At 69.4% G+C, this 24,813-nt stretch carries 26 protein-coding genes; 14 read left to right on the top strand and 12 right to left on the bottom strand.

The window, feature by feature from the left end; all coding sequences use genetic code 11:
- Window positions 1-38 precede the first annotated feature (38 nt).
- Complete coding sequence (gene dnaE, locus Ahu01nite_RS02335) at window positions 39-3,569, top strand: DNA polymerase III subunit alpha (protein ID WP_203834674.1); 3,531 nt, start codon at window positions 39-41, stop codon at window positions 3,567-3,569.
- A gap of 64 nt (window positions 3,570-3,633) precedes the next feature.
- A complete protein-coding gene (locus Ahu01nite_RS02330) occupies window positions 3,634-4,413 on the top strand; it encodes a DUF2567 domain-containing protein (RefSeq protein WP_239158564.1) in 780 nt (259 codons plus the stop codon).
- Here the strand turns inward: Ahu01nite_RS02330 and Ahu01nite_RS02325 are convergent.
- The gene (locus tag Ahu01nite_RS02325; RefSeq protein ID WP_203834673.1) at window positions 4,328-5,053 is read right to left on the bottom strand and encodes an LON peptidase substrate-binding domain-containing protein; all 726 of its coding nucleotides are present in this window, start codon (window positions 5,051-5,053) and stop codon (window positions 4,328-4,330) included. The genes Ahu01nite_RS02330 and Ahu01nite_RS02325 overlap by 86 nt on opposite strands.
- Window positions 5,054-5,201: 148 nt before the next feature.
- Between Ahu01nite_RS02325 and hisD the strand changes: the two genes are divergently transcribed.
- From hisD to hisF, 8 genes are all read left to right on the top strand, one after another.
- Entirely contained in the window at window positions 5,202-6,554 is a 1,353-nt protein-coding gene (gene hisD / locus Ahu01nite_RS02320) for a histidinol dehydrogenase (protein ID WP_203834672.1), read from the top strand.
- A gap of 90 nt (window positions 6,555-6,644) precedes the next feature.
- Window positions 6,645-7,721, top strand: coding sequence for a histidinol-phosphate transaminase (locus tag Ahu01nite_RS02315; protein ID WP_203834671.1), 1,077 nt, complete (start codon window positions 6,645-6,647; stop codon window positions 7,719-7,721).
- Entirely contained in the window at window positions 7,718-8,329 is a 612-nt protein-coding gene (gene hisB, locus Ahu01nite_RS02310) for an imidazoleglycerol-phosphate dehydratase HisB (protein WP_203834670.1), read from the top strand. Before Ahu01nite_RS02315 ends, hisB begins: the two co-directional genes overlap by 4 nt.
- Window positions 8,326-8,493, top strand: coding sequence for a CG2302 family histidine operon protein (locus tag Ahu01nite_RS02305; RefSeq protein ID WP_203834669.1), 168 nt, complete (start codon window positions 8,326-8,328; stop codon window positions 8,491-8,493). The genes hisB and Ahu01nite_RS02305 overlap by 4 nt, the downstream gene beginning before the upstream one ends.
- Complete coding sequence (gene hisH, locus Ahu01nite_RS02300; protein WP_203834668.1) at window positions 8,490-9,110, top strand: imidazole glycerol phosphate synthase subunit HisH; 621 nt, start codon at window positions 8,490-8,492, stop codon at window positions 9,108-9,110. The genes Ahu01nite_RS02305 and hisH overlap by 4 nt, the downstream gene beginning before the upstream one ends.
- Window positions 9,111-9,120: 10 nt before the next feature.
- Window positions 9,121-9,435 carry a hypothetical protein gene (locus Ahu01nite_RS02295; RefSeq protein ID WP_203834667.1) on the top strand — a complete coding sequence of 105 codons (315 nt, stop codon included), beginning with the start codon at window positions 9,121-9,123 and terminating at the stop codon, window positions 9,433-9,435.
- Window positions 9,436-9,459: 24 nt separating this feature from the next.
- Window positions 9,460-10,188 carry a bifunctional 1-(5-phosphoribosyl)-5-((5-phosphoribosylamino)methylideneamino)imidazole-4-carboxamide isomerase/phosphoribosylanthranilate isomerase PriA gene (priA, locus tag Ahu01nite_RS02290; RefSeq protein WP_203834666.1) on the top strand — a complete coding sequence of 243 codons (729 nt, stop codon included), beginning with the start codon at window positions 9,460-9,462 and terminating at the stop codon, window positions 10,186-10,188.
- Window positions 10,185-10,946: an imidazole glycerol phosphate synthase subunit HisF gene (hisF, locus tag Ahu01nite_RS02285; RefSeq protein ID WP_203834665.1), complete on the top strand. Its 762-nt coding sequence runs from the start codon at window positions 10,185-10,187 to the stop codon at window positions 10,944-10,946. Before priA ends, hisF begins: the two co-directional genes overlap by 4 nt.
- Before the next feature lie 201 nt (window positions 10,947-11,147).
- Here the strand turns inward: hisF and Ahu01nite_RS02280 are convergent, their stop codons facing one another.
- Together Ahu01nite_RS02280 and Ahu01nite_RS02275 are read right to left on the bottom strand one after the other, a co-directional pair.
- A complete protein-coding gene (locus tag Ahu01nite_RS02280) occupies window positions 11,148-11,630 on the bottom strand; it encodes a transposase family protein (RefSeq protein ID WP_203834664.1) in 483 nt (160 codons plus the stop codon).
- 507 nt (window positions 11,631-12,137) lie between these two features.
- On the bottom strand, window positions 12,138-12,572 hold the full coding sequence (locus Ahu01nite_RS02275) for a hypothetical protein (RefSeq protein ID WP_203834663.1): 435 nt from the start codon (window positions 12,570-12,572) through the stop codon (window positions 12,138-12,140).
- Window positions 12,573-12,862: 290 nt separating this feature from the next.
- Here Ahu01nite_RS02275 and Ahu01nite_RS02270 point away from each other — a divergent pair, with 290 nt between their 5' ends.
- Window positions 12,863-13,054: a hypothetical protein gene (locus tag Ahu01nite_RS02270; protein WP_203834662.1), complete on the top strand. Its 192-nt coding sequence runs from the start codon at window positions 12,863-12,865 to the stop codon at window positions 13,052-13,054.
- Window positions 13,055-13,371: 317 nt separating this feature from the next.
- Here Ahu01nite_RS02270 and Ahu01nite_RS02265 read toward each other — a convergent pair whose 3' ends face one another.
- From Ahu01nite_RS02265 to yczE, 4 genes are all read right to left on the bottom strand, one after another.
- On the bottom strand, window positions 13,372-13,800 hold the full coding sequence (locus Ahu01nite_RS02265; protein ID WP_203834661.1) for an FMN-binding protein: 429 nt from the start codon (window positions 13,798-13,800) through the stop codon (window positions 13,372-13,374).
- Window positions 13,801-13,814: 14 nt separating this feature from the next.
- The gene (locus tag Ahu01nite_RS02260; protein WP_203834660.1) at window positions 13,815-15,170 is read right to left on the bottom strand and encodes a ferredoxin reductase family protein; all 1,356 of its coding nucleotides are present in this window, start codon (window positions 15,168-15,170) and stop codon (window positions 13,815-13,817) included.
- 69 nt (window positions 15,171-15,239) lie between these two features.
- On the bottom strand, window positions 15,240-15,668 hold the full coding sequence (locus Ahu01nite_RS02255; RefSeq protein ID WP_203834659.1) for a hypothetical protein: 429 nt from the start codon (window positions 15,666-15,668) through the stop codon (window positions 15,240-15,242).
- Between the two features lie 126 nt (window positions 15,669-15,794).
- Window positions 15,795-16,418 carry a membrane protein YczE gene (yczE, locus tag Ahu01nite_RS02250; RefSeq protein WP_203834658.1) on the bottom strand — a complete coding sequence of 208 codons (624 nt, stop codon included), beginning with the start codon at window positions 16,416-16,418 and terminating at the stop codon, window positions 15,795-15,797.
- A gap of 60 nt (window positions 16,419-16,478) precedes the next feature.
- Here yczE and yczR point away from each other — a divergent pair, with 60 nt between their 5' ends.
- A complete protein-coding gene (gene yczR, locus Ahu01nite_RS02245; protein WP_203834700.1) occupies window positions 16,479-17,942 on the top strand; it encodes a MocR-like transcription factor YczR in 1,464 nt (487 codons plus the stop codon).
- The gene (locus Ahu01nite_RS02240; RefSeq protein ID WP_203834657.1) at window positions 17,942-18,664 is read left to right on the top strand and encodes an MBL fold metallo-hydrolase; all 723 of its coding nucleotides are present in this window, start codon (window positions 17,942-17,944) and stop codon (window positions 18,662-18,664) included. Before yczR ends, Ahu01nite_RS02240 begins: the two co-directional genes overlap by 1 nt.
- A 177-nt stretch (window positions 18,665-18,841) precedes the next feature.
- Here Ahu01nite_RS02240 and Ahu01nite_RS02235 read toward each other — a convergent pair whose 3' ends face one another.
- The 5 genes from Ahu01nite_RS02235 to Ahu01nite_RS02215 form a co-directional block, all read right to left on the bottom strand.
- A complete protein-coding gene (locus Ahu01nite_RS02235; RefSeq protein WP_203834656.1) occupies window positions 18,842-19,063 on the bottom strand; it encodes a hypothetical protein in 222 nt (73 codons plus the stop codon).
- A gap of 86 nt (window positions 19,064-19,149) precedes the next feature.
- On the bottom strand, window positions 19,150-20,973 hold the full coding sequence (locus Ahu01nite_RS02230) for an AMP-dependent synthetase/ligase (protein ID WP_203834655.1): 1,824 nt from the start codon (window positions 20,971-20,973) through the stop codon (window positions 19,150-19,152).
- A 462-nt stretch (window positions 20,974-21,435) separates the two neighbouring features.
- Window positions 21,436-22,152, bottom strand: coding sequence for a PepSY domain-containing protein (locus Ahu01nite_RS02225; protein ID WP_203834654.1), 717 nt, complete (start codon window positions 22,150-22,152; stop codon window positions 21,436-21,438).
- A gap of 78 nt (window positions 22,153-22,230) precedes the next feature.
- Complete coding sequence (locus Ahu01nite_RS02220; RefSeq protein ID WP_203834653.1) at window positions 22,231-23,502, bottom strand: sensor histidine kinase; 1,272 nt, start codon at window positions 23,500-23,502, stop codon at window positions 22,231-22,233.
- Entirely contained in the window at window positions 23,499-24,182 is a 684-nt protein-coding gene (locus Ahu01nite_RS02215; RefSeq protein ID WP_203834652.1) for a response regulator transcription factor, read from the bottom strand. Before Ahu01nite_RS02215 ends, Ahu01nite_RS02220 begins: the two co-directional genes overlap by 4 nt.
- A gap of 102 nt (window positions 24,183-24,284) precedes the next feature.
- Between Ahu01nite_RS02215 and Ahu01nite_RS02210 the strand changes: the two genes are divergently transcribed.
- Complete coding sequence (locus Ahu01nite_RS02210) at window positions 24,285-24,779, top strand: hypothetical protein (protein ID WP_203834651.1); 495 nt, start codon at window positions 24,285-24,287, stop codon at window positions 24,777-24,779.
- Window positions 24,780-24,813 lie beyond the last annotated feature (34 nt).

The following is a 24,813-nucleotide window of genomic DNA, read 5'->3' as shown; positions in this document are numbered from 1 at the left end:
CGAAGTTGGTTTAGCCGCGGGAGTAAGGGGGGCCCTGGGTGTCTGACTCGTTCGTGCACCTGCACGTGCACACCGAGTATTCGATGCTCGACGGAGCCGCCAGGATCAAGGAGGTGCTGGCCGAAGCGAAACGACTCGGCATGCCCGCCGCGGCGATCACCGACCACGGCAACATGCACGGTGCGTTCGACTTCTACCAGCAGGCCAAGGACGCCGGGGTGACCCCGGTGATCGGGGTCGAGGCCTATCTGGCGCCCGAGTCGCGGCTGCACAAGAAGCGCGTCAAGTGGGGCCGGCCGGAGCAGAAGAGCGACGACGTCTCCGGTAGCGGTGCCTACACCCACATGACCATGTGGGCGCGCAACGCGGTGGGTCTCAAGAACCTGTTCCGGCTCAACTCGCGGGCGTCGATCGAGGGCCAGCTCGGCAAGTACCCGCGGATGGACTTCGACATCATCGCGGAGCACGCCGAGGGCATCATGGGCACGACCGGCTGTCCGTCCGGCGCCGTGCAGACCCGGCTGCGGCTGGGCCAGTTCGACGAGGCGCTCGCGTCGGCCGCGAAATACCAGGAAGCTCTCGGCAAGGAGAACTACTTCCTCGAGATCATGGACCACGGCCTGTCGATCGAGAAGCGGGTCCGCGACGACCTGCTCAAGATCGGCAAGATGCTCGACATCCCGCCGCTGGTGACCAACGACTCGCACTACACCCACGAGGCCCAGGCCGCGGCGCACGACGTGCTGCTCTGTGTGCAGACCGGCAGCAACGTCGCCGACCCCAACCGGTTCCGCTTCGACGGCGCCGGTTACTTCGTGAAGTCCGCCGACCAGATGCGCTCGGTCGACTCGTCGGACGCGTGGCTCGAGGGTTGCCGCAACACGCTGCTGGTGGCGGAGCGGGTCGACATCGAGGGCATGTTCACGTTCAAGAACCTGATGCCCCGGTTCCCCATCCCGGACGGTTACTCCGAAGAGGAGTATTTCCGCCACGTGGCCTACGAGGGGCTGCACCGGCGCTACCCGGACGGCATCCCGGAGCTGCACATCAAGCAGGCCGAGTACGAGCTCGGGATCATCGTCTCGATGGGGTTCCCGTCGTACTTCCTCGTGGTCGCCGACTTCATCCAGTGGTCGAAGCGCAACGGCATCGCGGTGGGACCGGGTCGCGGTTCGGCGGCGGGTTCGCTCATCGCGTACGCCATGGGCATCACCGACCTTGATCCTCTGCCGCACGGCCTGATCTTCGAGCGGTTCCTCAACCCCGAGCGCATCTCGATGCCCGACGTCGACATCGACTTCGACGAGCGCCGGCGCGGCGAGGTCATCCGCTACGTCACCGACCGGTGGGGTGAGGACAAGGTCGCGCAGATCGCGACGTTCGGCACGATCAAGGCGAAGGCCGCGATCAAGGACTCGGCCCGGGTCCTCGGCTTCCCCTACGCCGTGGGCGACCAGATCACCAAGGCCATGCCCCCGGACGTCATGGGCAAGGGCATCACGCTCGGCGGCATCTTCAACAAGGACGACAAGCGCTACGGCGAGGCCGGCGAGGTCCGGACCCTCTACGAGCAGAACCCCGACGTCAAGAAGGTCATCGACACCGCGCGCGGCATCGAGGGCCTGATCCGCCAGACGGGTGTGCACGCGGCCGGCGTCATCATGAGCGCCGAGCCGATCATCGATCACATCCCGCTCTCGCGCCGCGACGCCGACGGGGCGATCATCACGCAGTTCGACTACCCGACCTGCGAGGGCCTGGGCCTGCTCAAGATGGACTTCCTGGGCCTGCGAAACCTGACGATCATCGATGACGCGGTCAAGAACATCAAGCTCAACCACGGCCTCGACCTGGATCTGCTCGGGCTGCCGCTGAGCGATCAGAAGGCGTACGACCTGTTGGCCCGTGGCGACACCCTGGGCGTGTTCCAGCTCGACGGTGGCCCGATGCGCTCGCTGCTGCGCCTGATGAAGCCTGACAACTTCGAGGACATCTCTGCGGTCCTGGCGCTGTACCGGCCGGGTCCGATGGGCGTCGACTCGCACACCAACTACGCGCTGCGCAAGAACGGTCTCCAGGAGATCAGCCCGATCCACCCGGAGCTCGAGAAACCCCTCGAGGAGATCCTCGCCCCGACGTACGGCCTGATCGTCTATCAGGAGCAGGTGCAGCGTGCCGCGCAGATCCTCGCGGGCTACTCGCTGGGCCAGGCCGACCTGCTGCGCCGGGCCATGGGTAAGAAGAAGAAGGAGATCCTCGACAAGGAGTTCATCCCGTTCCGGGACGGCTGCCGCGCCAACGGCTACTCCGACGAGGCGACCCAGGCGGTGTGGGACGTCCTGGTCCCGTTCGCCGGCTACGCGTTCAACAAGGCACACTCCGCCGCGTACGGCCTGGTGTCGTACTGGACCGCGTACCTCAAGGCGCACTACCCCGCCGAGTACATGGGTGGGCTGCTGACGTCCGTCGGCGACGACAAGGACAAGATGGCGATGTATCTGGCCGAGTGCCGGCGCATGGGCATCCAGGTTCTGCCGCCCGACGTCAACCAGTCCTCGGGCCCGTTCACCCCGGTCGGCACCGACATCCGCTTCGGTCTCGGCGCGGTGCGCAACGTCGGCGCGAACGTCGTGGAGTCCATCGCCCGCTGCCGGGTGGAGAAAACCGAGTACAGGGACTTCTACGACTTCCTCTCCAAGGTCGACGCCGTGGTCTGCAACAAGCGGACCATCGAATCGCTGATCAAGGCCGGGGCGTTCGACTCGCTGGGTCACACCCGTAAGGCCCTGCTCGCGGTGCACGCCGAGGCCATCGACGCGTTCGCGGACGTGAAGCGCAAGGAGGCCGCGGGTCAGTTCGACCTGTTCGGCTCGCTGGGCGACGACACCACCAGCGCGGCGACCGTGGCGATGCCGACCATCGGCGACAGCGAGTGGGACAAGCGCGACAAGCTCGCCTTCGAGCGCGAGATGCTCGGCCTCTACGTCTCCGACCACCCTCTCGCCGGGCTGGAGCAGATGCTCCACCAGGCCGCGGACACCACGATCGCGGCGCTCAACGAGGAGGGCTCGGTCCCGGACGGGCAGGTCGTCACGCTCGCGGGCATCCTCACCGGGGTGCAGCGGCGGATCACCAAGCAGGGCCGGGCATGGGCGTCCGCGACCCTGGAGGACCTCGCCGGTGGGGTGGAGGCGCTGTTCTTCCCGAACACCTACGAGGTCATCGGGCAGTACATCGCCGAGGACGCGATCGTCGTGGTGAAGGGTCGTATCGACCGCCGCGACGACACCCCGCGGATCATGGCGATGGACATGTCGATGCCGGACGTCACCCACAACCCGGACACCAAGCCGGTCACGCTGACCATGCCGATCACCCGGTGCACGCCGCCGCTGGTCTCCGAGCTCAAGGAGATCCTGGTGAGCCATCCCGGCGACGCCGAGGTGCACGTCCACCTGCTCAACGGCAGCCGCAAGACGGTCATGCGGCTCGGTGGTTTCAAGGTCGCGCCGACGCCCGCGCTCCGTGCCGACCTGAAGATGATCCTCGGCCCGTCGGCGGTGCTCTGATGGCCGGCGCACCCGTGGAACAGGTCCGCAGCGAAGGCACAGGACGACCTGGCAGGATCGGGGCGTGAATCCGAACCACCAGGAGCCGGAACCCGTCTATCTCTACGGGCCGCCGCCGATCGTGGAAGAGCCCGTCGCGGAGACGCTGCCGGAGGAGCCTGCCCGGGTGAAGCGGCCGTGGCGGCGTACGGTGCTGGTCACGGTGTTGATCGTCGTGGCCATGGCAGCGCTCGGCGCGCTGCTCGGCCTGCTCTGGTCCTGGCTGGCGCCCACGGTGCCGGTGGTCAACGCGGGTAGCAACGGCATCGTGGTCAACGACCCGTCGCCGGAGGAGTACATTGCCGCCGACGGCTGGTTCACGATCATCAGCTTCGTCTTCGGCCTGGTCGCGTCGATCGCGGCCTGGCTGGTGCTGCGCCGCGACCGTGGGCCGGCGATCCTGATCGGCGTGGTCCTCGGCGGGCTCGTGTCGTCGCTGACGATGTGGCAGGTCGGCCGGCTGATCGGGCGCGGCGCCTGGAACGACTGGCAGCAGGCGTCAGCCGCGGGCGACCACTACGGCGAGCCGCCGGACCTGCACGCGCACGGGGCGTTGCTGGTCACGGCGTTCGCGGCGGTGATCGTGACGACGCTGCTGGCCGGCTGGTCCAACGACCCCGACCTCGACCTGCCCGGCGCGAAGCCCGGTTACGGCCACGACCTGGATCACCAGGCCGCGGCCGCGCAGCAGGAAGAGCAGTTCCGGGCAGCCGAAGGGGCTAGTTCGGGCTCACCGGACGGGCAAGATCCGACAACGGCACCGGAACCGCACGCACCCTCGCCAGCAGACCCGCCTCGCGGTTGAGCAGCCGCAGCTCGGCGCGCAGCCGGGTGGCGGTGTCGGGCGCGGCCAGCAGATCCTGCCGCTCGTCGGTGGTGAGCTGGGCCGTCGCCGCGATCAGGTGCGACAGCACGGTCGGGTCCTCCGGGACCTGGTCGAGCACCTCCGAGTCGGGGCGCAGCAGGTCCAGGTAGGTACGGAAGGCGGCCAGCACCCGCGGCGCGAGCAGCCCCGCGATCTGGTCGCCGGGCTCCTCGTCGGGCAGCCACTCCACCTCGGCCGTGAGATAGGGCTGGGTGTCCGCCGCGATGCTCAGCAACCGGAACCGCCGCCGCCCCACGGTGACGATGTCGAAGCGCCCGTCCGGCAGCTCGGTCACCTGGCGCAGCTCCGCCGTGCAACCGACGTCGTAGAGCTGGGCGGCGTCGACCGGGGGCCCGTCGGGTGGCTCGTCGTCGCCGTCACCGCTGTCGGACTCGAAGCCGATCGGCACCTCGAGGCCCTGGCGCATGGTGACCACGCCGAACTCGTGCGGATCGTCGTCGGTCGTGGCGACCAGGTCGCGCACGAGCGTGCGATACCGCTCCTCGAAGATGTGCAAGGGCAGCACCAGGCCGGGGAAGAGCACCGTGCCCAGCGGGAAAACCGGGAGAATCGCGCCCACGGGTCGAGCGTATCGGCATGATTGTCCTCCGCGCGCGCTCCGGGGCGGTGATCTTTTACCCGGCCTGCCTTTTGGCCGGGATAGTGGCGGTTCCCACTGCCTGGACCGGGGCCGGAAGCTGTCGGACCCGCAGCCTAGACTTGGCGGCGTGTTGAACCGGATCGACCTGCGCGGTTCCCGCCGGGACCCGCGCGGTCTGCTGCCCCGCGCCCAGCTCGACGTCGCTCAGGCGGTCGAGAAGATCAGGCCCGTCGTGGAGGCGGTGCGTGATCATGGTTACGCGGCGATCCGGGAGGCCACGGAGAAATTCGACGGGGTACGCCTCGAGCGCCTGCGCGTTCCCGTCGAGGCCATCACGGCGGCGGAGAAGTCCCTCGACCCCAATGTCCGGGCAGCGCTGCTGGTCGCCATCGAGCGGGCCCGCAAGGTGCACGCCGACCAGCGCCGCACCGACGTCACCACCCAGGTCGTGCCCGGTGGCACGGTCACCGAGCGGTGGGTGCCGGTGTCGCGGGTCGGGCTCTACGTCCCCGGTGGCCTGGCCGTGCTCGCCTCCACGGTGGTCATGAATGTCGTGCCCGCCCAGGAGGCCGGCGTCCCGTCGCTGGTCGTGGCGAGCCCGCCGCAGGCGTCCAACGGCGGCCTGCCCGACCCGACGATCCTCGGCGCCTGCGCCCTGCTCGGCGTCACCGAGGTCTACGGCGTCGGCGGCGCCCAGGCCATCGCGATGCTCGGCTACGGCAGCGCCGGCCGTTCGGGTGCTGATCTTGCTGACGACTTCGAGCACTGCGCGCCGGTCGACGTGATCACCGGGCCGGGCAACATCTGGGTGACGGCGGCGAAACGGCTGCTGCAGGGCACGGTCGGCATCGACGCCGAGGCCGGCCCGACCGAGATCGCGATCCTGGCCGACGACAGCGCCTCCCCGGTGCACGTCGCCGCCGACCTGATCAGCCAGGCCGAGCACGACCCGCTCGCCGCGAGCGTGCTGGTCACCGACTCCCCGGCGCTGGCCGACGCGGTCGACCTCCAGCTCGCGGTGCAGGTCAGCGCGACCAAGCACGAGTCCCGGGTGCGCGAGTCGCTCTCCGGCAAGCAGTCCGGCATCGTCCTGGTCGACGATCTCGAGCAGGGCCTCGCCATCGTCGACGACTACGCGGCCGAGCACCTCGAGATCCAGACCCGCGGTGCCCGTGAGCTCGCCATGCGGGTCCGCAACGCCGGCGCCATCTTCGTCGGCGCCTATTCCCCGGTCTCGCTGGGCGACTATGCCGCCGGGTCCAACCACGTGCTGCCCACCGCGGGCTGCGCCCGGCACTCGTCCGGCCTGTCGGTGCAGTCCTTCCTGCGCGGCATCCACGTCATCGAGTACGACGAGGCTGCCCTGCGCGCGTCGGCGCCGCACGTGGTCGCGCTGGCCAACGCCGAGGACCTGCCCGCGCACGGCCAGGCCGTGACGGCGCGCTTCACGGAGCTGCCGTCTTCCGGGGGTGCGGCGTGACCATCGCCCTCCGTGACCTGCCGTTTCTTGCCGGGGGTGCGGCGTGACCATCGCCCTCCGTGACCTGCCGTTTCTTGCCGGGGGTGTGGCGTGACGACGCTCGACGATCTGCCGCTGCGGGACGATCTGCGCGGGAAGTCGGCCTACGGTGCGCCGCAGCTCGACGTCGCCGTGCGGCTCAACACCAACGAGAATTCGTATCCGGTGCCCGACGCCGTGGTGGACGCCATCGCCAAGGCGGTGCAGGCCGAGCTGCGTGACCTCAACCGCTACCCCGACCGGGACGCCGTGGCGCTGCGCACCGACCTCGCCGGCTACCTCGGGCACGGGCTCACCGCCGAAGGCGTGTGGGCGGCCAACGGCTCCAACGAGGTCCAGCAGCAGCTGCTCCAGGCGTTTGCGGGCCCCGGCCGCACGGCGCTCGGTTTCGGTCCGTCGTATTCGATGCACCCGCTGCTCGCCGCCGGTGTCGGCTCGCGCTGGATCGGTGCGCTGCGCGGCCCCGACTTCGGGCTCACCCCGGCCGACGCCGTCGCCGAGATCGAGCAGCACCGCCCCGACGTGGTGTTCCTCTGCTCGCCCAACAACCCGACCGGCACGGCGCTGGACCCCGAGGTCGTCACCGCCGTGCTCGACACCGCGCCCGGCATGGTGATCGTCGACGAGGCCTACGCCGAGTTCGCCCGCCCCGGCACGCCGACGGCGCTGGCGCTGCTCCCCGGCCACCCCCGCCTGGTGGTCACCCGCACGATGAGCAAGGCGTTCGGCTTCGCGGGCGGGCGGCTCGGCTACTTCGCCGCCGACCCCGCGGTGGTCGAGGCGGTTCAGCTGGTACGCCTGCCGTATCACCTGTCGTCGCTCACGCAGGCCGCCGCGCGGGCCGCCCTGGCCCAGCGTGACGCTCTGCTCGCGACCGTCGACGCGATCAAGGAACAGCGTGATCGCATTGTCACCACGCTCCGCGAGCGCGGCACCGCCGTGGCCGACAGTGACGCCAACTTCGTGCTCTTCGCCACCGGGCCCGACCAGAAGGCCGCCTGGCAGGCGTTCCTCGACCGCGGGGTGCTGATCCGCGACGTGGGGCTGCCCGGCTGGCTGCGCGTCACCGCCGGCGACCCCGCCGAGACCACCGCATTTCTGTCAGCAGCCGAGGGGATTCTGTCGTGAGCCGCACCGCGCGTATCGAGCGCGTCACCAACGAGACCAAGGTGCTCGTCGAGATCGACCTCGACGGGACGGGCAAGGGTGACCTCGCCACCGGCGTCGGCTTCTACGACCACATGCTCAACCAGCTCGCCAAGCACGGCGGGTTCGACCTCACCGTGCGCACCGAGGGCGACCTGGAGATCGACGCGCACCACACGATGGAGGACACGGCGCTGGCGCTGGGCGAGGCGTTCGCGCGGGCGCTCGGTGACAAGGCCGGGATCCGGCGGTACGGCTCCGCGACCATCCCGATGGACGAGGTTCTCGTGCGGGCCGCCGTCGACCTGTCCGGACGGCCCTATGTGGTGCACGACGAGCCGGAGCTCACGCCGTACATCGGACCGGTCTACGCGACCAGCATGACCCGGCACATCTTCGAGTCGTTCGGGCACGCCGCCAAGGTGACACTGCACGTCGACGTGCTGCGCGCGGCCCGCCCCGGCGGCCGCCCCGACGCCCACCACGTGGTCGAGGCACAGTTCAAGGCGTTCTCCCGCGCGCTGCGTGAGGCCGTCGAGATCGACCCGCGCAACGCCGGGGCGCTCCCGTCGACGAAGGGCGTGCTGTGAGCATCGTCCCGGTCCTGCTCCTCGGGCTCGCCGGCATGCTGGTCGGCGGCGTCGTCACCCTGGTCCGCCAGGACGCCACCAAGTTCTCCGTCGGGCTCGTCGCCGTCCTCGCCCTGATCTCGCTGGCCGGTGGCGTGTTGTGGTTGATCCCGGGTGACTCATGACCGGCGTGGTGATTCTCGACTACGGGTCGGGCAACCTGCGGTCGGCCGAGCGCGCTGTCGCGCGTACAGGAGTGAATGTCACCGTGACCGACGACCTGGCCGCGGCTGAGGCGGCGGACGGCCTGGTCGTGCCCGGGGTCGGTGCCTATGCGGCGTGCATGGCCGGCATCGACAAGCTCGGCGCGGCGCCGGTCATCGCCGCCCGGGTCGCGGCCGGCAAACCGGTGCTCGGCATCTGCGTCGGCATGCAGATCCTCTTCGAGTCGGGCGTCGAGCACGGCGTCGAGACGCGGGGGATCGGCCTGCTGCCCGGGGCGGTCACCAAGCTGACCGCGCGGCGCATCCCGCACATGGGGTGGAACACCGTCACGCCCGCGGACGGCTCGGTGCTGCTCGACGGGGCCGCGGCGGATACGCGGTTCTACTTTGTCCACTCGTACGCCGCGTCGGATCTGGCTCTGCTCTCGGAAGCCGGCGCCAAGGTGACCACCGCGACCCACGACCTGCCTTTCGCGGCCGTTGTCGAGCACGGGTCGTTGTCCGCAGCCCAGTTCCACCCGGAGAAATCCGCCGACGCCGGGTACGCGCTGCTGCGTAACTGGGTCGCCAAACTGTGAGAGCGGGACTGTGAGCAAGGAACGGGCCCGGCGCCGGGCTGAGCGGGTCGCCGTTCTCGAACGGGAGAAAGCAGCCCGGGCCCGCCGGGTGTCCCGCCGCCAGAGCCGCCGCGCGCTGGTCCGCAAACTCACCCCGCAGCGTCGCGGCTCGGGCCGGCTCTACCGCCGCAGCCGGGCGCAACGGGCCGGGATCATCGTCATCCCGCTGGTCGCGGCCGGGCTCATCTGGTTCCTGGTCCCGGAGATCGCCCTGCGGATCGTTCTCATCGCCCTGATCGTTCTTGTCCTACCGGTCGTGGTCGTCGTCGTCCTCGGCCGCCGGTAAACCGTTGCTGATCGGAGTCTCCTCGTGACCCTCTCCCTGCTGCCCGCCGTCGACGTCGCGGACGGCCAGGCGGTACGCCTCGTCCAGGGCGCCGCCGGTTCCGAGACCAGCTACGGCGACCCGCTCGAAGCCGCCCTGGCCTGGCAGAACGACGGCGCGGAGTGGGTGCACCTCGTCGACCTCGACGCCGCGTTCGGCCGAGGCTCCAACGCGGCCCTGCTCGCCGAGGTGGTCACCCGCCTCGATGTGAAGGTCGAGCTCTCCGGCGGCATCCGCGACGACGAATCCCTGCGCGCGGCCCTGGCCACCGGCGCCGCCCGGGTCAACATCGGCACCGCCGCGCTCGAGGACCCGGAGTGGTGCGACCGCATCTGCGGTGAGTTCGGCGACCGCGTCGCGATCGGCCTCGACGTTCGCGGCCGGGTCCTGTCGGCCCGCGGCTGGACCCGCGACGGCGGCGACCTCTACGAGGTTCTCGAACGCCTCGACAAGGCCGGGGCGGCCCGCTACGTCGTCACGGACATCACCAAGGACGGCACCATGAAGGGCCCCAACCTCGACCTGCTCCGCGAGGTCTGCGCCCACACCCCGGCCCCGGTCATCGCCAGCGGCGGCGTCTCGACCCTCGATGACCTGCGCGCCCTGACCACCCTCGAATCGGCCGGCGTCGAGGGCGTCATCGCGGGCAAGGCGCTCTACGCGGGGGCCTTCACGGTCGCCGAGGCCCTGGCCGTGCTGCGGGAGCGGTCATGACGGTCGCCGTCCGGGTGATCCCCTGCCTCGACGTCCACGCCGGCCGGGTCGTCAAGGGCGTCAACTTCCTCAACCTGCGCGACGCGGGCGACCCGGTCGAGCTGGGGGCCGCTTATGACGCGGCCGGCGCCGACGAACTCACCTTCCTCGACGTCACCGCGTCATCCGATGACCGCGGCACGATGCTCGACGTCGTCCGGCGTACGGCCGAATCGGTCTTCATTCCCTTGACCGTGGGTGGTGGTGTCCGCTCGGTGGAGAACGTCGACACGCTCCTGCGCGCGGGCGCCGACAAGGTGGGCGTGAACACCGCGGCCATCAGCCGGCCTGCCCTGATCTCGGAGATCGCCGACCGCTTCGGCAACCAGGTCCTCGTGCTGTCGCTCGACGTACGCCGCTCGCCCGGCCACGCCAGCGGCTGGGAAGTCACCACGCACGGCGGCCGCAAGAGTGCCGGGCTGGACGCCGTCGAGTGGGCCCGGCAGGTGGCCGAGCTGGGCGCGGGGGAGATCCTGCTCAACTCCATGGACGCCGACGGCACCAAAGCCGGCTTCGACCTGGAGCTGATCACCGCCGTGCGCGCGGTGGTCGACATCCCGGTCATCGCCAGCGGCGGCGCGGGGAAGGTGGAGCACTTCGCGCCCGCGGTCTCGGCGGGGGCGGACGCTGTGCTCGCGGCGAGCGTCTTCCACTTTGGCGAGCTCACGATCGGCGAGGTCAAGGACAGCCTCCGCGAGGCCGGCAACCCGGTCCGCTGATAAGGAGTAACCTCCCCTTGGGGTAGGTTTTGGCAGCAGTAGAGTCACGGCCGAGATGACCGCATATTTTATCTATACCGATGACTCAGGCAATAGAGAATTCAGTCTTCATACCGGTATTTGATTCCCGTCGAGGAATGGCGCGGTTGCCTGCAGCAGTGGAAGAAGTACCGCAGGGCGCTGTATCGCAAGCATCGAGGGTTATTCAGGACCTACCTTGAGCTGCAGATCGCCGCAGATCGCCGCAGATGGACGACCTGACCTCCCCCGTCCTGAATAATCGTCCTTGTCGCCGATCCGCAGGCTGGGGTCCGTGGTGACCAGTACTTCGGAATGTTTTAACGCGGACGTGTCGTGGCGTGCTCCGTTGATCGTGTCGGAGATCCAGGCCGGGGTGCCGTCGAGCCGGCAGGCGACGCGAACACTGAGGCCTGTGGTTTTGTGTTTGCCGGAGTACAGCTCGCGATGTCCCGCCCATGAACAGCAGGGCAGTAGGGTGCCGTCAACGATGTATTGGGTTGCCCGGTCGAGGTCGTCGGCGGTCGGGACGAACTCGGACAGTACCGCGTGAAGAAGCGGAGTGGTCCCGGAAGCGGCACGAGAGATCTTCGACTGCGAAACGCTATATGCTTGGGCGAGTTCTGCTTGGAAGCGATTGCGTCGTAAATATGCCAGGGTGATCACCGCAGCCCGGTAGAGGCCATGGATCGGCGGCCATGGTGAATTCTTCGAGTCCGCGGTGCGGGAGTTGGTGCTGACGCACGGCGGTTCGCTTTTCGTAAGATGTTGTGTGGTAACTCCATCCTACCGAAGAGTAAGCCGTCTTCTGCTTCCGGGCTCTACTGTGGATTGCCAGGCCCTTGCTGAATGAGCCTCAAGATCACCCCCTCGCGTCGGCATGTCCGTGCGCCGGCGGCTCGCCTCGACGTGAGGTTGCTGGGCGCGCGGACCGGGGCAAACGAGGGCCTCCTGGATGTCCTCCATCGACGCAGCCGATGCACCGGGTCAGCCGATAACCGTCGGCGAGGATTCAGCCGCTGCCGGGACGGCGTCGATGCGGGCTTTGCCGCGGCGTCATCGGGGCGGGTCGCCGGCGTCGCTTCGCCTGAGGGGCCCGGTCCTCGAGCAGGGTCTTGGGTGAATGCGCGGCGTCGTCGGCGTGTTGCCTGGAGAAGGTCCGGTGCGGGTGGGTCAGCAGACGGCGGCGTGCTTCACCTGCCAGCGGCTGGTAAAACGGGTCCAGTCGAACAGCTCACCCGCAGCGCGCCTGCGGTCACGCTCATCTGCGGCGCCGGCGCACGCCTGCGTGGTGTTCGCCGCACTAAACAATGCACGTGCCGCCTCGATCCACATGACCTTGCCGTCCGGTGTCCGCGCCTCAGGAGAGTCACGTCGCAGCCGGGCGGTATGGCCCAGTGCCTTCCCGAAAGCGCGCCGGACGCGGTGTTCGCGCCGGAACACTTCGGTTGCCGCGGAGTAATTTCGGCGCTTGGTGGGGTCGCGTAGCCAGGCCAATTCGACTGCCGTGAAAATTTCCAGCTGCGTGTATCGCACTTCTTGATACTTCTCGGGGAACGGCATGATCGGAAGGGGTGAGTGTGCCATTGCCGGGTTGAGATAGATCACAGGGATGCGAATAGCAGATGGCGAGTAATTGGGTAGCTGGGATTCAGTGGTGGGTGGGTTCCGGGGCGGCGATGATTGCTGGGCGGGTGCGTTATGACACAGGGAGGATTATTCAGGACGGGGGAGATCAGGTCGTCCATCTGCGGCGATCTGCAGCTCAAGGTAGGTCCTATGAAATCCATGCCGAGGCCTGGATCGTAGGCATCAACAACGTCGTGGGGTATCGCCGCGAGTGGGCTCGTAAGGCCCTGCAAACGATCGGAGGCATGCCTGGAAGCCAGGTGTGCACCGTGATTGCGGAGACAGCGAACAAGCGGGATGCCTACCGGTACTACCTCGAAATCCTGGACAGCTCCCTGGCGGCAGAGGGGGACGTCGGCATCGTGGTGACGGACGGCTCTCCGAGGAATCTGGATCCGGCGGCCAGCGAGGAGCGTCGGCGTCTGCCGTTGCTCACCCGAGCGATCGTGGAGGACGGCTGAGTGCAGGATTCTTCAGTTATTCAGGTCATCCAGGTTGCTGATCTCGCGGCGCATTGTGCCTTCCAGAATCAGGCGCGGCGGCCGGACCGGAGCTTTATGTAGGGATGGTATCCGGACCACCTGCATGACCGGGAGCGGGTATCGGAAGGTGTGATAAAACGAAAACGGCCTGTGATGCGCGAGCATCACAGGCCGTTTTAGTAGTTCAGCAGGACCATCGGAATTCTCCTGATGAGAGATGGTCGAGCAAAACCGAAGCTAGCTCTGCTGGTGCTGGATCGCAAGCCGCTAGTGCGAGATGCTGCCAGGGCGACTGCTCAGGTGAGGTGGGCGGCGTCGAGGGCGGCTTGGAGTGACTCCAGGTAGCCGTTGGTGGTGACGGTGGCGCCGCTGACGGTGTCGATGCCGGAGCCTTGGGCGGCCAGGGTTTCCTGGGTGAGGACGGGGAGGGCGCGGGCGTTGATCTCCTCGTCGCGGTGGTTGCCGTTGGGGTAGACGGGGACCTGGACGTCGGTGATCTTGCCGTTGGCGACGGTGATGGCGACCTGGACCGGGCCCCATTGGGTCTGCGCGACCGAACCGGTGTAGGTCTTGGAAGCACCGTTGGGGGCTTCCGTGGTGGGAACTGCGGGGGCCGCGGCGGCGACCGGGGTGGCCGGGGCGGCGTCACCCGTGCTGGTGCGGTAGCTGAACAGCAGCACCAGGGCGGCCACCGTCGAGAACAACCACAGGCTTATCCGTCGCATCGGGCGTTCCTTTCTTACCAGGCGAAGAGTTCGGTGTGCAGGTGCTCGGCGGGCACCCCGGCGCTGCGGGCGGCGGCGCGGGCCGCGTGGGTCCATTCGTCGGGGCCGCAGACGTAGACGTGGGCGGTGGTGAGCCCCGGGACGATCGTGGCGAGGGCCTTACCGTCCTCGTGGTCGGCGAGGGCGGCGGGGAGCCAGGAGACCCGGTCGGCGCGCGGACCGAGCAGCGGCACGACCCGGACTCCCCGGTTCGCGGCGAACCAGTCCAGTTCGCTACGGAACGCGAGGTCGGCCTCGGTGCGGGCGCGGTAGAGCAGAGTGGCCTGACCCGGCGCGTACGGGAGGTCGCCCAGCAGTGCCAGCAGCGGGGTGATGCCGATGCCGCAGGCCAGCAGAACGACCTGACCGCCGTGGTACGTCTCGCCGGTGAGCGTGCCGTAAGGGCCTTCGACCAGCGCCCGGGTGCCGGGGCGCAGGGCCGCGACGCGTGCGCTTCCGTCGCCGAGGTCCTTCACGGTGATCCTGAGCAGGTCACCGTGCGGGGTGGCCGACAGCGAGTACGGGTGCGAGCGGCTCCAGCCGGGGCCGTCGAGGAAGCGCCACTGAAAGAACTGACCCGCGCGGGCGGGGAGTTTCGGCAGGTCACGGCCGTGCAGGTAGACCGAGGTGAGACCGGGACCTTCCGCCGCCACCCGGACCACGACCAGCCGGTGCCGCCAGTTGCGCCACGCCGGCAGGCCCAGCCGGCAGACGACGACCGCGCCGGCCGACACCGCGTACAGCGTCCACCAGTACGCCGTCGCGACGGGCGAGCTGAGGAAGTCGGCGCCGGTCCAGAGCTGGTGCGGCAGGGCCAGGCCGACGCCGAGGTACGCGTACAGATGCAGAAGGTGCCATGACTCGTAGCGCAACCGTCGCCGGGCCGCGCGCAGCGACGTGACCACCACCATGATCAGCAGTGCCGTGCCCGCGAGGGCCAGCAGCATGCCGGGATAGGTGACGATCAGGTCCCACAGCTCGCCCAGGATCCCGGTGTGCTCGGAGCCCGCATAGCCGAGCGTGATCAGCACGATGTGGGCGAGCATCAGATGGAACGACGTGAAGCCCGTCCAGCGGTGCCAGCGGGCGAGCTTGTCCTGCCCGAAGGCCCGTTCGACGAGCGGGACGCGGGCCATCAGCAGCACCTGCAGGAGCAGCAGGTCGGCGGCGAGCAGACCGGTGAGCCGGCCGAGCGCGGTGAGGGAGTCCGGCCCGCCCGCGACGGTCTGCTGGACGCCGTGGTTGCCCACCCACAGCGCCACCACGATCAGCAGGCTGGTGAGCGCGGAGAGTCCGCCCGCGTCCGCCCGCCAGGGCTTGGTTGTGGCCATGCCTCAACTATCGGCCGCGATTCTTCAACGACCGGCAGAGCTTGTCTAAGCATTCGATAAGAAGATCGTTCAGCGGCCGTCGGCGAGGCGGTGGGAGTATTCGCGTACGGCGGCGTTGTAGGTGGTCTCGTTCAGGTTCCACTCTGATTCGCCCGGCGTGGCGGCCCTGTTGAGCTGGGTCTGGAGCGTGACCACCGCCGACGACAGGCCGCTGAACGGCCTGGTCCGCCACAGTTGCTCGCCGGCCGGGGCGACCTCGACGATGTCGTCGTCGATGGTGAGCAGGCCCGCGCCGGCGAGGCGGCGCAGTGCTTCCTCGAGCTCGGTGCGGCTCGGGATGCTGTGGTGCAGGAAGTCGGCCGCGGCCAGGACGTCCGCCAGGCTCGCGCCGGTGACCGGCAGGGCGGCGTGCAGCGCCCGATCCCGTTCCAGGCGTTCGGCGATGACGGTGGACACGAAGATCCATGCGTCGTTCCAGTGCCAGCCGCCAGCCCCCATGTCGTCATGATGCCGCCTGGGCGGCGTACCCGAAAGCGATTGTGTCGGGATGATCACCGAGCTGTGTCCGGCGGGGTGGACATTTCGCCCGAGGTGGGACGGGGGGATTGTGCGAGGACCGTCCGATCAGGACACTGGTACGGACTCCGCGCACCGTTCCTTGATCGCGAAGAGCGGCATGAAGAGCTGCACCAGTGGGCCGATCGCCAGGGCGTAGACGATGGTTCCGAACCCCGCCGTGCCCCCGAGCAGGAAGCCGATGGCGAGCACCAGCACCTCGATGCTGGTCCGCACGAGGCGGATCGACAGGCGCGGGAAACGGTTCACAATTCCGGTCATCAGGCCGTCGCGGGGGCCGGGCCCGAACCGGGCACCGATGTACATCGCGGTCGCCGCGCCGTTGAGCAGGATGCCGCCCACGAGGTAGGTGATCCGCATCGCCAGGCCTTCGCCGGGGTTCAGGACGGCCAGCGTGCCGTCCGCCACGAAGCCGATCACGACCAGGTTGGCGATCGTGCCGAAGCCGGGGCGCTGGCGCAGCGGGATCCAGAGCAGCAGCACGGGGATGCCGGTGAGCAGGACCACCCAGCCGAAGCTGAGCCCGGTGGTCTTCGACAGCCCCTGATGGAAGACGTCCCACGGGTTGAGGCCCAGGCCGGATTCCACCATGAAGGCCATGCTCATCCCGTAGAGAGCCAGGCCCGTGAAGAGCTGCGTGACCCGCCGGACGTGGTTGCCAAGATCCCTCATAGGTGCCACTCTGAGGGCCAATCCAGGGTCTCGGATAGAGCCAATTTGCCGGAGGTGGCTGTGACGACCTCGGTCCGGGGAGGCCAATTGGCCCGGCTGCTCGGTCAGTGGCACTCGCTGCCCGGCCGGCACCGCAGCCCCGACTACGCCGCGCTGGCGGGCGCCGTCCGGGGTCTGCTGAGCGACGGGCGCTTACCATTGGGCGTACGCCTGCCTGCGGAAAGAGAGCTTGCCGAGTCGCTGAGCGTGAGCCGCACCACCGTCACCGCCGCCTACCGGAGCCTGCGGGAGAGCGGTCATCTGACCAGCCGGCGCGGCGCCGGAAGCTGGACCACCCTGCCCAACGGCCACCGGGTGGCCACTTCCGGGCTCTGGACCCCCGTCGACGACCTCGGCATCGACATGATCGACCTGGGTGTGGCAGCGCTGGCGGCACCGGTCGAGCTGGTGCCCGCCGCCCGTGCCGCCGCCGCCGAGGATCTGCCGCGCTTCCTGGGCAGCGCCGGCTACCACCCGGCCGGGCTGGGGGAGCTGCGCGAAGCCGTCGCCGAGGGCTACACCGCGCGCGGCGTGCCGACGAGCCCCGAGCAAGTTCTGATCACGAGTGGTACGCAACAGGCGCTCGACCTCGTCCTGCGCCTCTCGGTCCCGGCGGGCGCACCCGTGCTGGTCGAGTCGCCGACCTACCCCAACGCGCTGGCGGCCCTCGCCGCCCGGCGCGCCCGGATCAGCACCCACGGGCTCGACCCGCGCACCGGATGGGACGCCGACCTGCTGCTGGGGGCGCTCCGCCAGACCCGGCCCCGGCTTGCGTACCTGATCCCGGAATTCCAGAATCCCACCGGCCACCTGATGCCGGCCGACCTGCGCGAGCGGCTGGTCGCGGCGGCCCACACGACGGGCACCGAACTGGTCGTCGACGAGTCCTTCGTGGACCTTCCCCTGGACGGCACCGAGATGCCCCCACCCGTCGCCGTCTTCGACCGGCACTCCCGCGTCGTCTCGATCGGCGGCATGAGCAAGGCCTACTGGGGCGGCATCCGGATCGGCTGGGTGCGAGCCTCGGCCCCGCTCGTGCAACGCCTCGCCGCCCTGCGCGTCGGCGTCGACATGGGCAGCCCGGTCCTGGAACAACTCGTCGCCGTCCGCCTCCTGCGCGACGCCCCCGCCATCGTCGCAGCCCGCCGCGCCCAGCTCGCCATCCGCCGCGACGCCCTGATCGAGGCCGTCCGCGAGCACCTCCCGGAGTGGCAGTTCTTCCGCCCCTCGGGCGGCGTCATGCTGTGGGCCGAACTCGACGGCCCGATCTCCAGCGCCCTCGCCCGCGCCGCCGAAGAGGTCGGCGTCCGGCTCGCCCCCGGACCCCGCTTCGGCCTGGACGGCACACTCGAACGCTTCGTCCGCCTCCCCTACGCAATCGCCCCCGACGACCTCACCGAAGCGATCCGCCGCATCGCCTCGGTCCGCTACGACCTCGACCGCACACCACGCCGCGATTGGCGCACACCCGCCGTCACGGTCTGATGCGACTGACCACGCTCGGCGCGTGCGGTGCCTGGCCCACCGCCGGCAAGGCATGCAGCGGGTTCCTGGTCGAGCACGACGGTTTCCGTCTGCTGCTCGACCTCGGCTACGCGACGCTGCCCCGGCTGCTCGCACTTCTCCCCGCCGAGGACGTCGACGCGGTCTTCATCAGCCACGGCCACCCCGATCACTGCGCCGACCTCAACCCGCTGCTCCGGGCCCGCTCCCTCGGCACCCGCGGCGCGCGCCCGCTGCCGGTGTATTCGCTACCGGGCGCACTCGACGCGGTGCTCGCTCTGGACCGGCCCGGAATGCTCGACGACGCGTACTCGCTTCGCGACGTCGCGGCAGACTTCGAGATCGGACCGTTCCGGGCCGAAACCCGGCTGCTGCCCCACTGGGTGCCGAACGCGGGCATCCGGCTCACCGCGGGCGGCACGACGCTCGCCTACACCGGGGACAGCGGCCCGACTCCCGACGTCGTACGGCTTGCCCGCGAGGCGGACATTCTGATCGCCGAGGCCACTTACGCCGACGAGGTCCCGCCGGATTCGCAGGCGTACCTCACCAGCGCCGTCCAAGCTGGACACCAGGCTGCCGAGGCCGGCGTGGGCCAGCTCCTGCTCACCCACCTCTGGCCCGGCACCGACCCCGCAACCGCCGTCGCCGCCGCTGTTGCCGCGGCCGGAAGTCGTTTCCCCGGTGAGATTCGAGCGGCATAGGAGAACCGCCGGATCATCCGTGCGCTTTCCCAGCGCAAGCTGACGGCTCCGGTCGCCGACGCCTGGGCGGCACCCGCGACGTCGTGATGATCGACGCGGTGCTGCAGGCGACGCACGCGGTGACGGCCGCGGCGCGGATCCCAGACGGTCCGGCGGAGGTGGCGTCGGCCGGGCTGATCAGGCCGGGCACGCCTCCGGCTTCATCAGCGTGGTTTCCGCCAGAGCCTGCATGACCAGGGCCGGCACCACCGGGCTCGTGGGTAGCTCGCTGTGCGAGACCACCACGCTGGGACAAAGGCTCTGGTCCCCGGTCCTGGACAACACCCACACCACCAGACCCACAAGCATTATGAGTACGCCGAGAGCGGCCCCGATCCCGATGAGGCGCCCGCGAGTCACACGTTCATCATCGCGCCGTGCCGCCTGCCTGGCAGGGAAAGACGAACGGCCGGCCACCATGGGCCGGCCGTTCGGGGAGCGGGCGTTTACAGCTGGGCGAGCGAGCCCGCGTACATCTTCTCGATGTGCTCGGCGAAGTTGGCCTCGACGCTGCGGCGCTTGACCTTCATCGACGGGGTGACCTCGCCCTGTTCGATGCTGAGGTCGCGGGGGAGGATGGCGAACTTCTTCACCGTCTCCCAGCGGTTGAGCTTGGTGTTCAGCTCTTCGATGTAGGCCGCGACCATCTTCTCGGTCTCGGGGGCGGTGACGATCTCCTCGTAGGGCTTGCCGGCGAGGGGGCCGCCGGCGGCCCAGGAGGCGATGGCTTCCTCGTCGAGGCTGATCAGCATGGTGACGAAGTTGCGGGCCTGGCCGACCACGACCGCCTGCGAGGTGTACGGGCAGACCGCCTTGAACATGCCCTCGATCGCCGACGGCGCGATGTATTTGCCGCCGGACGTCTTGACCAGGTCCTTCTTGCGGTCGGTGACGCGCAGGTAGCCGTCAGAGTCGAGTTCGCCGATGTCGCCGGTGCGCAGGAAGCCGTCCTCGGTGAAGGCCTCGGCGGTTTCCTTGGGCAGGTTGTGGTAGCCGCGCATGACCGGTTTGCCGCGGAGCAGGATCTCGCCGTCGGTGTCGATCTTGCACTCGAGGTCGCCGAGGCCGGGGCCGACCGAGCCGATCTTGATTTTGCCGTGCCGGTTGCAGAAGTCGGCGGCGCTGGCCTCGGTGAGTCCGTAGCCCTCCATGATGGCGAGGTTGGCCGCGGCGAAGAACTCGGCGATGTCGCGGCTCAGCGGGGCGGAGCCGGAGACCAGGGCGCGCATCCGGCCGCCGAGGCGCTGCTGGAGTTTGGAGAAGACGAGCTTCTCGGCGACGGCGTACTGCGCCTTGAGGCCGGCCGGGACCGGCTTGCCCTCCTGCTCCAGGGTGACCTTGCGCTTGCCGGTCGCGACCGCCCAGTGGAAGATCTTGGCCTTGACGCCGCCGTCGCCGGTCGCCGTGGTGACCGTCTTGTTGTAGACCTTCTCGAAGATGCGCGGGGCGCCGCACATCAGGGTCGGCTTGACCACCGCGAGCATGTCGACGAGCTTGTCGACCCGGCCGTCGATGTAGGTCGGGACGCCGACGTGGATGATGCCGCAGGTCAGCGACTTGCCGAACGAGTGGGACAGCGGCAGCCAGAGGAACTGCAGATCCGTGGGCTCGAACAGCCCCACCCCCGCCTGCGCGACGCCCTGCCAGCACCAGCCACCGTGCGTCAGCTCCACACCCTTGGGCCGCCCGGTGGTGCCCGACGTGTAGATCAGCGTGGCGATGTTGTCGGGGCCGATGCCCTCGGCGATCGCCTCGATCAGCCCGGGATTGCCGGCCAGCGCCGCGCGGCCGCGCTCCTCAAGCTCGGCGAGGGTGAGCTGGGGCGGCTGCGCCGAGGCGTCGGCGAGCCCGTCGATGACCACGATGTGGGTCAGCGAGGTCTCGACGCCGGCGAGCTTGAGCGCCTGCTTCGGGTTCTCGGCGATGAGCACCTTGGAACCGGAGTCGGCAACGATGTAGGCCGCATCCTCGGGCTCCGTGGTCGGGTAGACCGTGGTCGTCGCCCCACCGGCGAGGTTCACGCCCAGGTCGGCGAGAACCCACTCGATGCGGGTGCCGGAAAGAATGGAAACGCGGTCCTCAAGGCCGACCCCGAGCCCGGCGAGCCCCGCGGCGATGGCCTTGGCCCGGTCCCCGATCTGCGCCCACGTCAGCCACGTGATGCCGGTGTCGTCCGCGGTCGGAACGGCGAACGCCCTGGCATCCGGCGTCGCCCCGACCCGTCGGAGCAGCATGTCCGGGATTGAGCGGTAGGGAACCTCGAGAGCCATCGGCGCCGCCTCTTTGCGTCTTGTGGGGGGAAGTAACAGCCGTGTTACCGCAGAGTATTGCCCTGTGGTCCAGACCACCAGACCACCCCGCCTCCCTGAATTCTACCGAACCTGTTCCCGCCAACCGGAAAGTTGTTTAACAGTCCTCGATATGGGCCAATCGATATGGATAAACGTCGATCCGTTGCCCTACGCTCGTCCACACCTCAAGCTTTCTCCCCCAAGAAAGAGGACGATGCCCGGGCTGGTCGGCCCGGGCATCGTCTTTTCCTGTGTACACCCAATTTCCCTCAGTACGCCCAGAGCGCACCCGCCATCCGTCACCTGATCAGCCGTCAGCCCGCTCCCCGCCGGCCGTCAGCCCGCTTGCCGTGAGCCGACTTTGTTACCCGGCCGTCAGCCGTCAGCCGTCAGCCGGTTTGCCGTCAGCCGGTTTGCCGTCAGCCGGTTTGCCGCCAGTTGTCAGTCGTCGGAGCCGTGCCCGTGGCCGCCCTTGTCGTCGCTGCCCTTGTCGTCCGACCCGTGCCCGCCTTTGTCGTCCGAGCCTTTGTCGTCCGAGCCGTGGCGGCCGTGGTCGTCGCCGGTCCGGTCGTCGGAGCTGTGGTGGCCACTGTCGTCGCTGCTGGAGCTGCTCTTGCCCGAGTTGCCACTGCCCGATCCGCTCTTGCCGGAGCCGGAGCCGGAGCCGGAGCCGGAGCCGGAGCCGGAGGTGCGGTGGCGTAGTACCGCGCCGGTGGTCCGGTCGACGTCGATGTCGTGTTCGACGTTGCCGACGATGACGTCGACGTCCCAGACTGCGCGGCCGTGTTCGGTTTCCCGTTCGACGCTCTCCACGTAGCCGCCGCCGGCGGCCTTGATCGCGATGGCCTTCGCCGTATTGATGCTGATCGCCCCAGCAGAACTGGCCGACGCCGACGCCGACGTTGAGTCCGACGGTGACGCGCTGGCGGAGTCATTCGTAACGGACGGTGAGGGCGAGGACGAATCGTCGGTCACGGAAGGCGACGGCGAGGGCGAGTCGTCAGTGACGGTGGGTGAGGGGGTGATGACGTCGCCGTTGGGGAGGAGGGGGACCGAGTTGCTGTCGTCGGCGCCGTCCGACGCGAGGGCGGCGCCTCCGATGGCGAGGGCGGCGACTGCGCCTACGGCGAGGGCGGAAGCGGTGCGGAGCTTGATCATGTGGTCCTCCGGGTGTCGTACTCGTTGCTGACACCGGAACGATCTCGCTGATCAGGCTATGGGCGCGCTGTGTGAACCCTAAGGCTCGGTTAAGGCTGCGGCGGCCAGGTCCATGCGTACGAGGGCTCCTCCGGTGGGTGCCGTGAGCGCCTGCAGAGAGCCGCCGCCGGTCTCCGCCGCGCGGCGGGCGATGTCCAGGCCGAGTCCCGTCGAGCCGCTGCCCGACGCACCGCGGAGCAGCGACTGCTGGGGGAAGCCGGGTCCCTCGTCGCTCACCGTGAGGGTCGCGCCGCCGCCAGGGTGTGGGCGCAGCGTTACCGCGAGGGCGGTGCCGTCGGGGGTGTGGGCGAACACGTTGCCGAGCAGGGCATCGAGCGCGGCGGCCAGTTCCTCCGCGGGGAGGGCGACGAGGAGGGGACTGTCCGGCAGCTCCTGGCGTACACGTCGATCGGTGTCCTCGGCCAGGACGGTCCAGAAAGCGACCCGGTCGGCGACCACACTCGTAGCGTCGCAGGATTTTCGTTCGCCGCCCCGGCGGCGGGCCTGCTGGATGACCAGCGTGACGGCACGTTCGATGCTGTCCGCCGCGGCCGCCACCCGCCCCGCCTCGCCGGGGTCGCGCAGCGATTCCACCTCGAGCCGCAGGGCGGTGAGGGGGGTACGCAGCCGGTGCGAGATGTCAGCGACCTGTTCCCGTTCCTCGCGCAGCAGGTCCTGGATCCGCCCGGCCAGGTGGTTCAGGGCACCGGCGACCTCCCGCACCTCGGGCGGGCCGGCAGGGGACGCCCGCGCGGAGAGTTCGGCGCGGGCCAGGCGGTGCGAAACCGCGGAGAGGTCGGCGATCGGGGCGACGAGGTTGCGGGCGAGCCGGTCCGCGACTGCGAGACCGAGCAGCACCAGCGTCAGTCCCAGGCCGGCCAGCACCAGCCATGACCGTGCCACGCCCCGGGTCAGGTCGGCGTCCGGCACGACGGTCCGGACCACGTAGACGCCCCGGCCGCTGATGGCCACGGGTGCGACGATCTCCCGCCCGGATCCGGTCGCGACCGTGAACGCGAGCAGATTCGATGCTGCGAGGCGCACCGCGGGGGTCTGCCCGGCCGGTTCGCCGAGGACCGCGCCGGACGGGGTGAAAACGCTGACGGGTACGGGCTGGCCCTGCAACGAGAGGGCCAGCTGATCGTCCGAGCTGGTGCCGACCAGCGGCACGATCGTCTGCAGCACGACGGTCGCCTGGCTCACCGCCCTGTCCGCGGCCGCCTGCCGCACCAGCACTGCCAGCGGCACCAGGAACGCGATCAGCACCAGCACCGTCGTCGCCGCGACCAGCAGGGTCAGCCGTCGTCTCACGCCGGCTCACTCAGTCGCACGCCCACACCCCGCACGGTGTGCAGATAGCGCGGCTCCTGCGCGGTCTCCCCGAGCTTGCGCCGCAGCCATGACAGGTGCACGTCGACGGTCTTGTCCGCGCCGCCGTACGGAACCTGCCACACCTCGCTCAGCAGCTCCCGCTTGCTCACCACCTGCCCCGCCCTGGTCGCCAGATGATGGAGAAGGTCGAACTCCCGCGGCGTCAGATCCAGCGACCGCCCGTCCAGGCTCGCCGTCCGCGCCCCCTGATCGATCCGCAACCCGCCCACGCTCAGCGCGACCGGCTCAGCACCCCCGGATGCCCCTCGCCGCAGCACCGCCCGCACCCGCGCATCCAGCTGAGCAGCGGTGAACGGCTTCACCAGATAATCGTCCGCCCCGGCATCCAGCACCCGCACGATCTCAGCCTCGTCATCCCGGGCGGTCGCCACGATCACGGGCACGGCGCTCACGGCCCGCAACATCCGCAGCATCTCCCGCCCGTCGAGATCGGGAAGCCCCAGATCGAGCACCACAAGATCAGGCCGTTCGGCCAGAGCGGCCTGCAACCCCTCCATAGCGGTAGCCGACGACGCCACCGCGTGCCCCCGCTCCCGAAGAGCCCGGAGCAGATGGGTACGGATAGCCGAGTCATCCTCGATCAACAACAGGTGAGCCACGCACGCACGCTATCCGAGCAGCCCCGGACCCCGGCCGCCCTTAACCCTCCTTTAGCGTCCCCGGGGGGCATCCTTAGCCAACCCCCGGGCATAGTCGACCAGGTGAACCGCAGAACGCTCCTCGCCGCAGCCGGCTGGCTCAGCGCCGCCATCCTGGCCGTCGCGATCGGCATCGCGGCCCTCAGCGTCATCGGCACGGGGCTCACCACGCCCGAGAACAAGCCGTTGAGCGCCGCCGACGTCGACAGGCTGCTCCGCGAGCAACCAGCTGCCAGCCGGTCGGCTTCTCAGGGTGTCGGCAGCAGCCCGAGCCCGTCCGGCTCGCCTCCTACTTCCCCCTCGGTCTCCCGTCCCCCGGGCGTGGCGAGCAAGGCCCTTGTCACCCGTGGGGGCACGGTCGTGGCCCGATGCGCCGCCGGGCAGGCGGAGATCGTCACGATGTCTCCGCGCCCCGGCTTCTCGCTGCACGAGCAGCAGGGGAACGAGGGCGAATTCCGCTCGACCTCGGACAACCACGACCGGGTCAAATTCACGGTCACCTGCTCCGGCGGCCAGCCCGCCCTGGCATCGCGCAACGGCGGCGGCTCGGACGACTGACCGGCAGTGCTGGGATGTCCGGAAACAACTTTGC

The sequence above is a fragment of the Winogradskya humida genome, from assembly GCF_016862215.1.
Classification (GTDB): domain Bacteria; phylum Actinomycetota; class Actinomycetes; order Mycobacteriales; family Micromonosporaceae; genus Actinoplanes; species Actinoplanes humidus.
This window is presented reverse-complemented; position numbering and strand designations above follow the sequence as displayed.

Bases quoted from the DNA above. Each gene is read 5' to 3' on its own strand.
- hisH (WP_203834668.1), top strand. From the start codon at position 8,490: ATGACCGGCGTGGTGATTCTCGACTACGGGTCGGGCAACCTGCGGTCG.
- hisF (WP_203834665.1), top strand. From the start codon at position 10,185: ATGACGGTCGCCGTCCGGGTGATCCCCTGCCTCGACGTCCACGCCGGC.
- Ahu01nite_RS02265 (WP_203834661.1), bottom strand. From the start codon at position 13,800: ATGCGACGGATAAGCCTGTGGTTGTTCTCGACGGTGGCCGCCCTGGTG.
- Ahu01nite_RS02260 (WP_203834660.1), bottom strand. From the start codon at position 15,170: ATGGCCACAACCAAGCCCTGGCGGGCGGACGCGGGCGGACTCTCCGCG.
- Ahu01nite_RS02255 (WP_203834659.1), bottom strand. From the start codon at position 15,668: ATGGGGGCTGGCGGCTGGCACTGGAACGACGCATGGATCTTCGTGTCC.
- yczE (WP_203834658.1), bottom strand. From the start codon at position 16,418: ATGAGGGATCTTGGCAACCACGTCCGGCGGGTCACGCAGCTCTTCACG.
- Ahu01nite_RS02240 (WP_203834657.1), top strand. From the start codon at position 17,942: ATGCGACTGACCACGCTCGGCGCGTGCGGTGCCTGGCCCACCGCCGGC.
- Ahu01nite_RS02230 (WP_203834655.1), bottom strand. From the start codon at position 20,973: ATGGCTCTCGAGGTTCCCTACCGCTCAATCCCGGACATGCTGCTCCGA.
- Ahu01nite_RS02225 (WP_203834654.1), bottom strand. From the start codon at position 22,152: ATGATCAAGCTCCGCACCGCTTCCGCCCTCGCCGTAGGCGCAGTCGCC.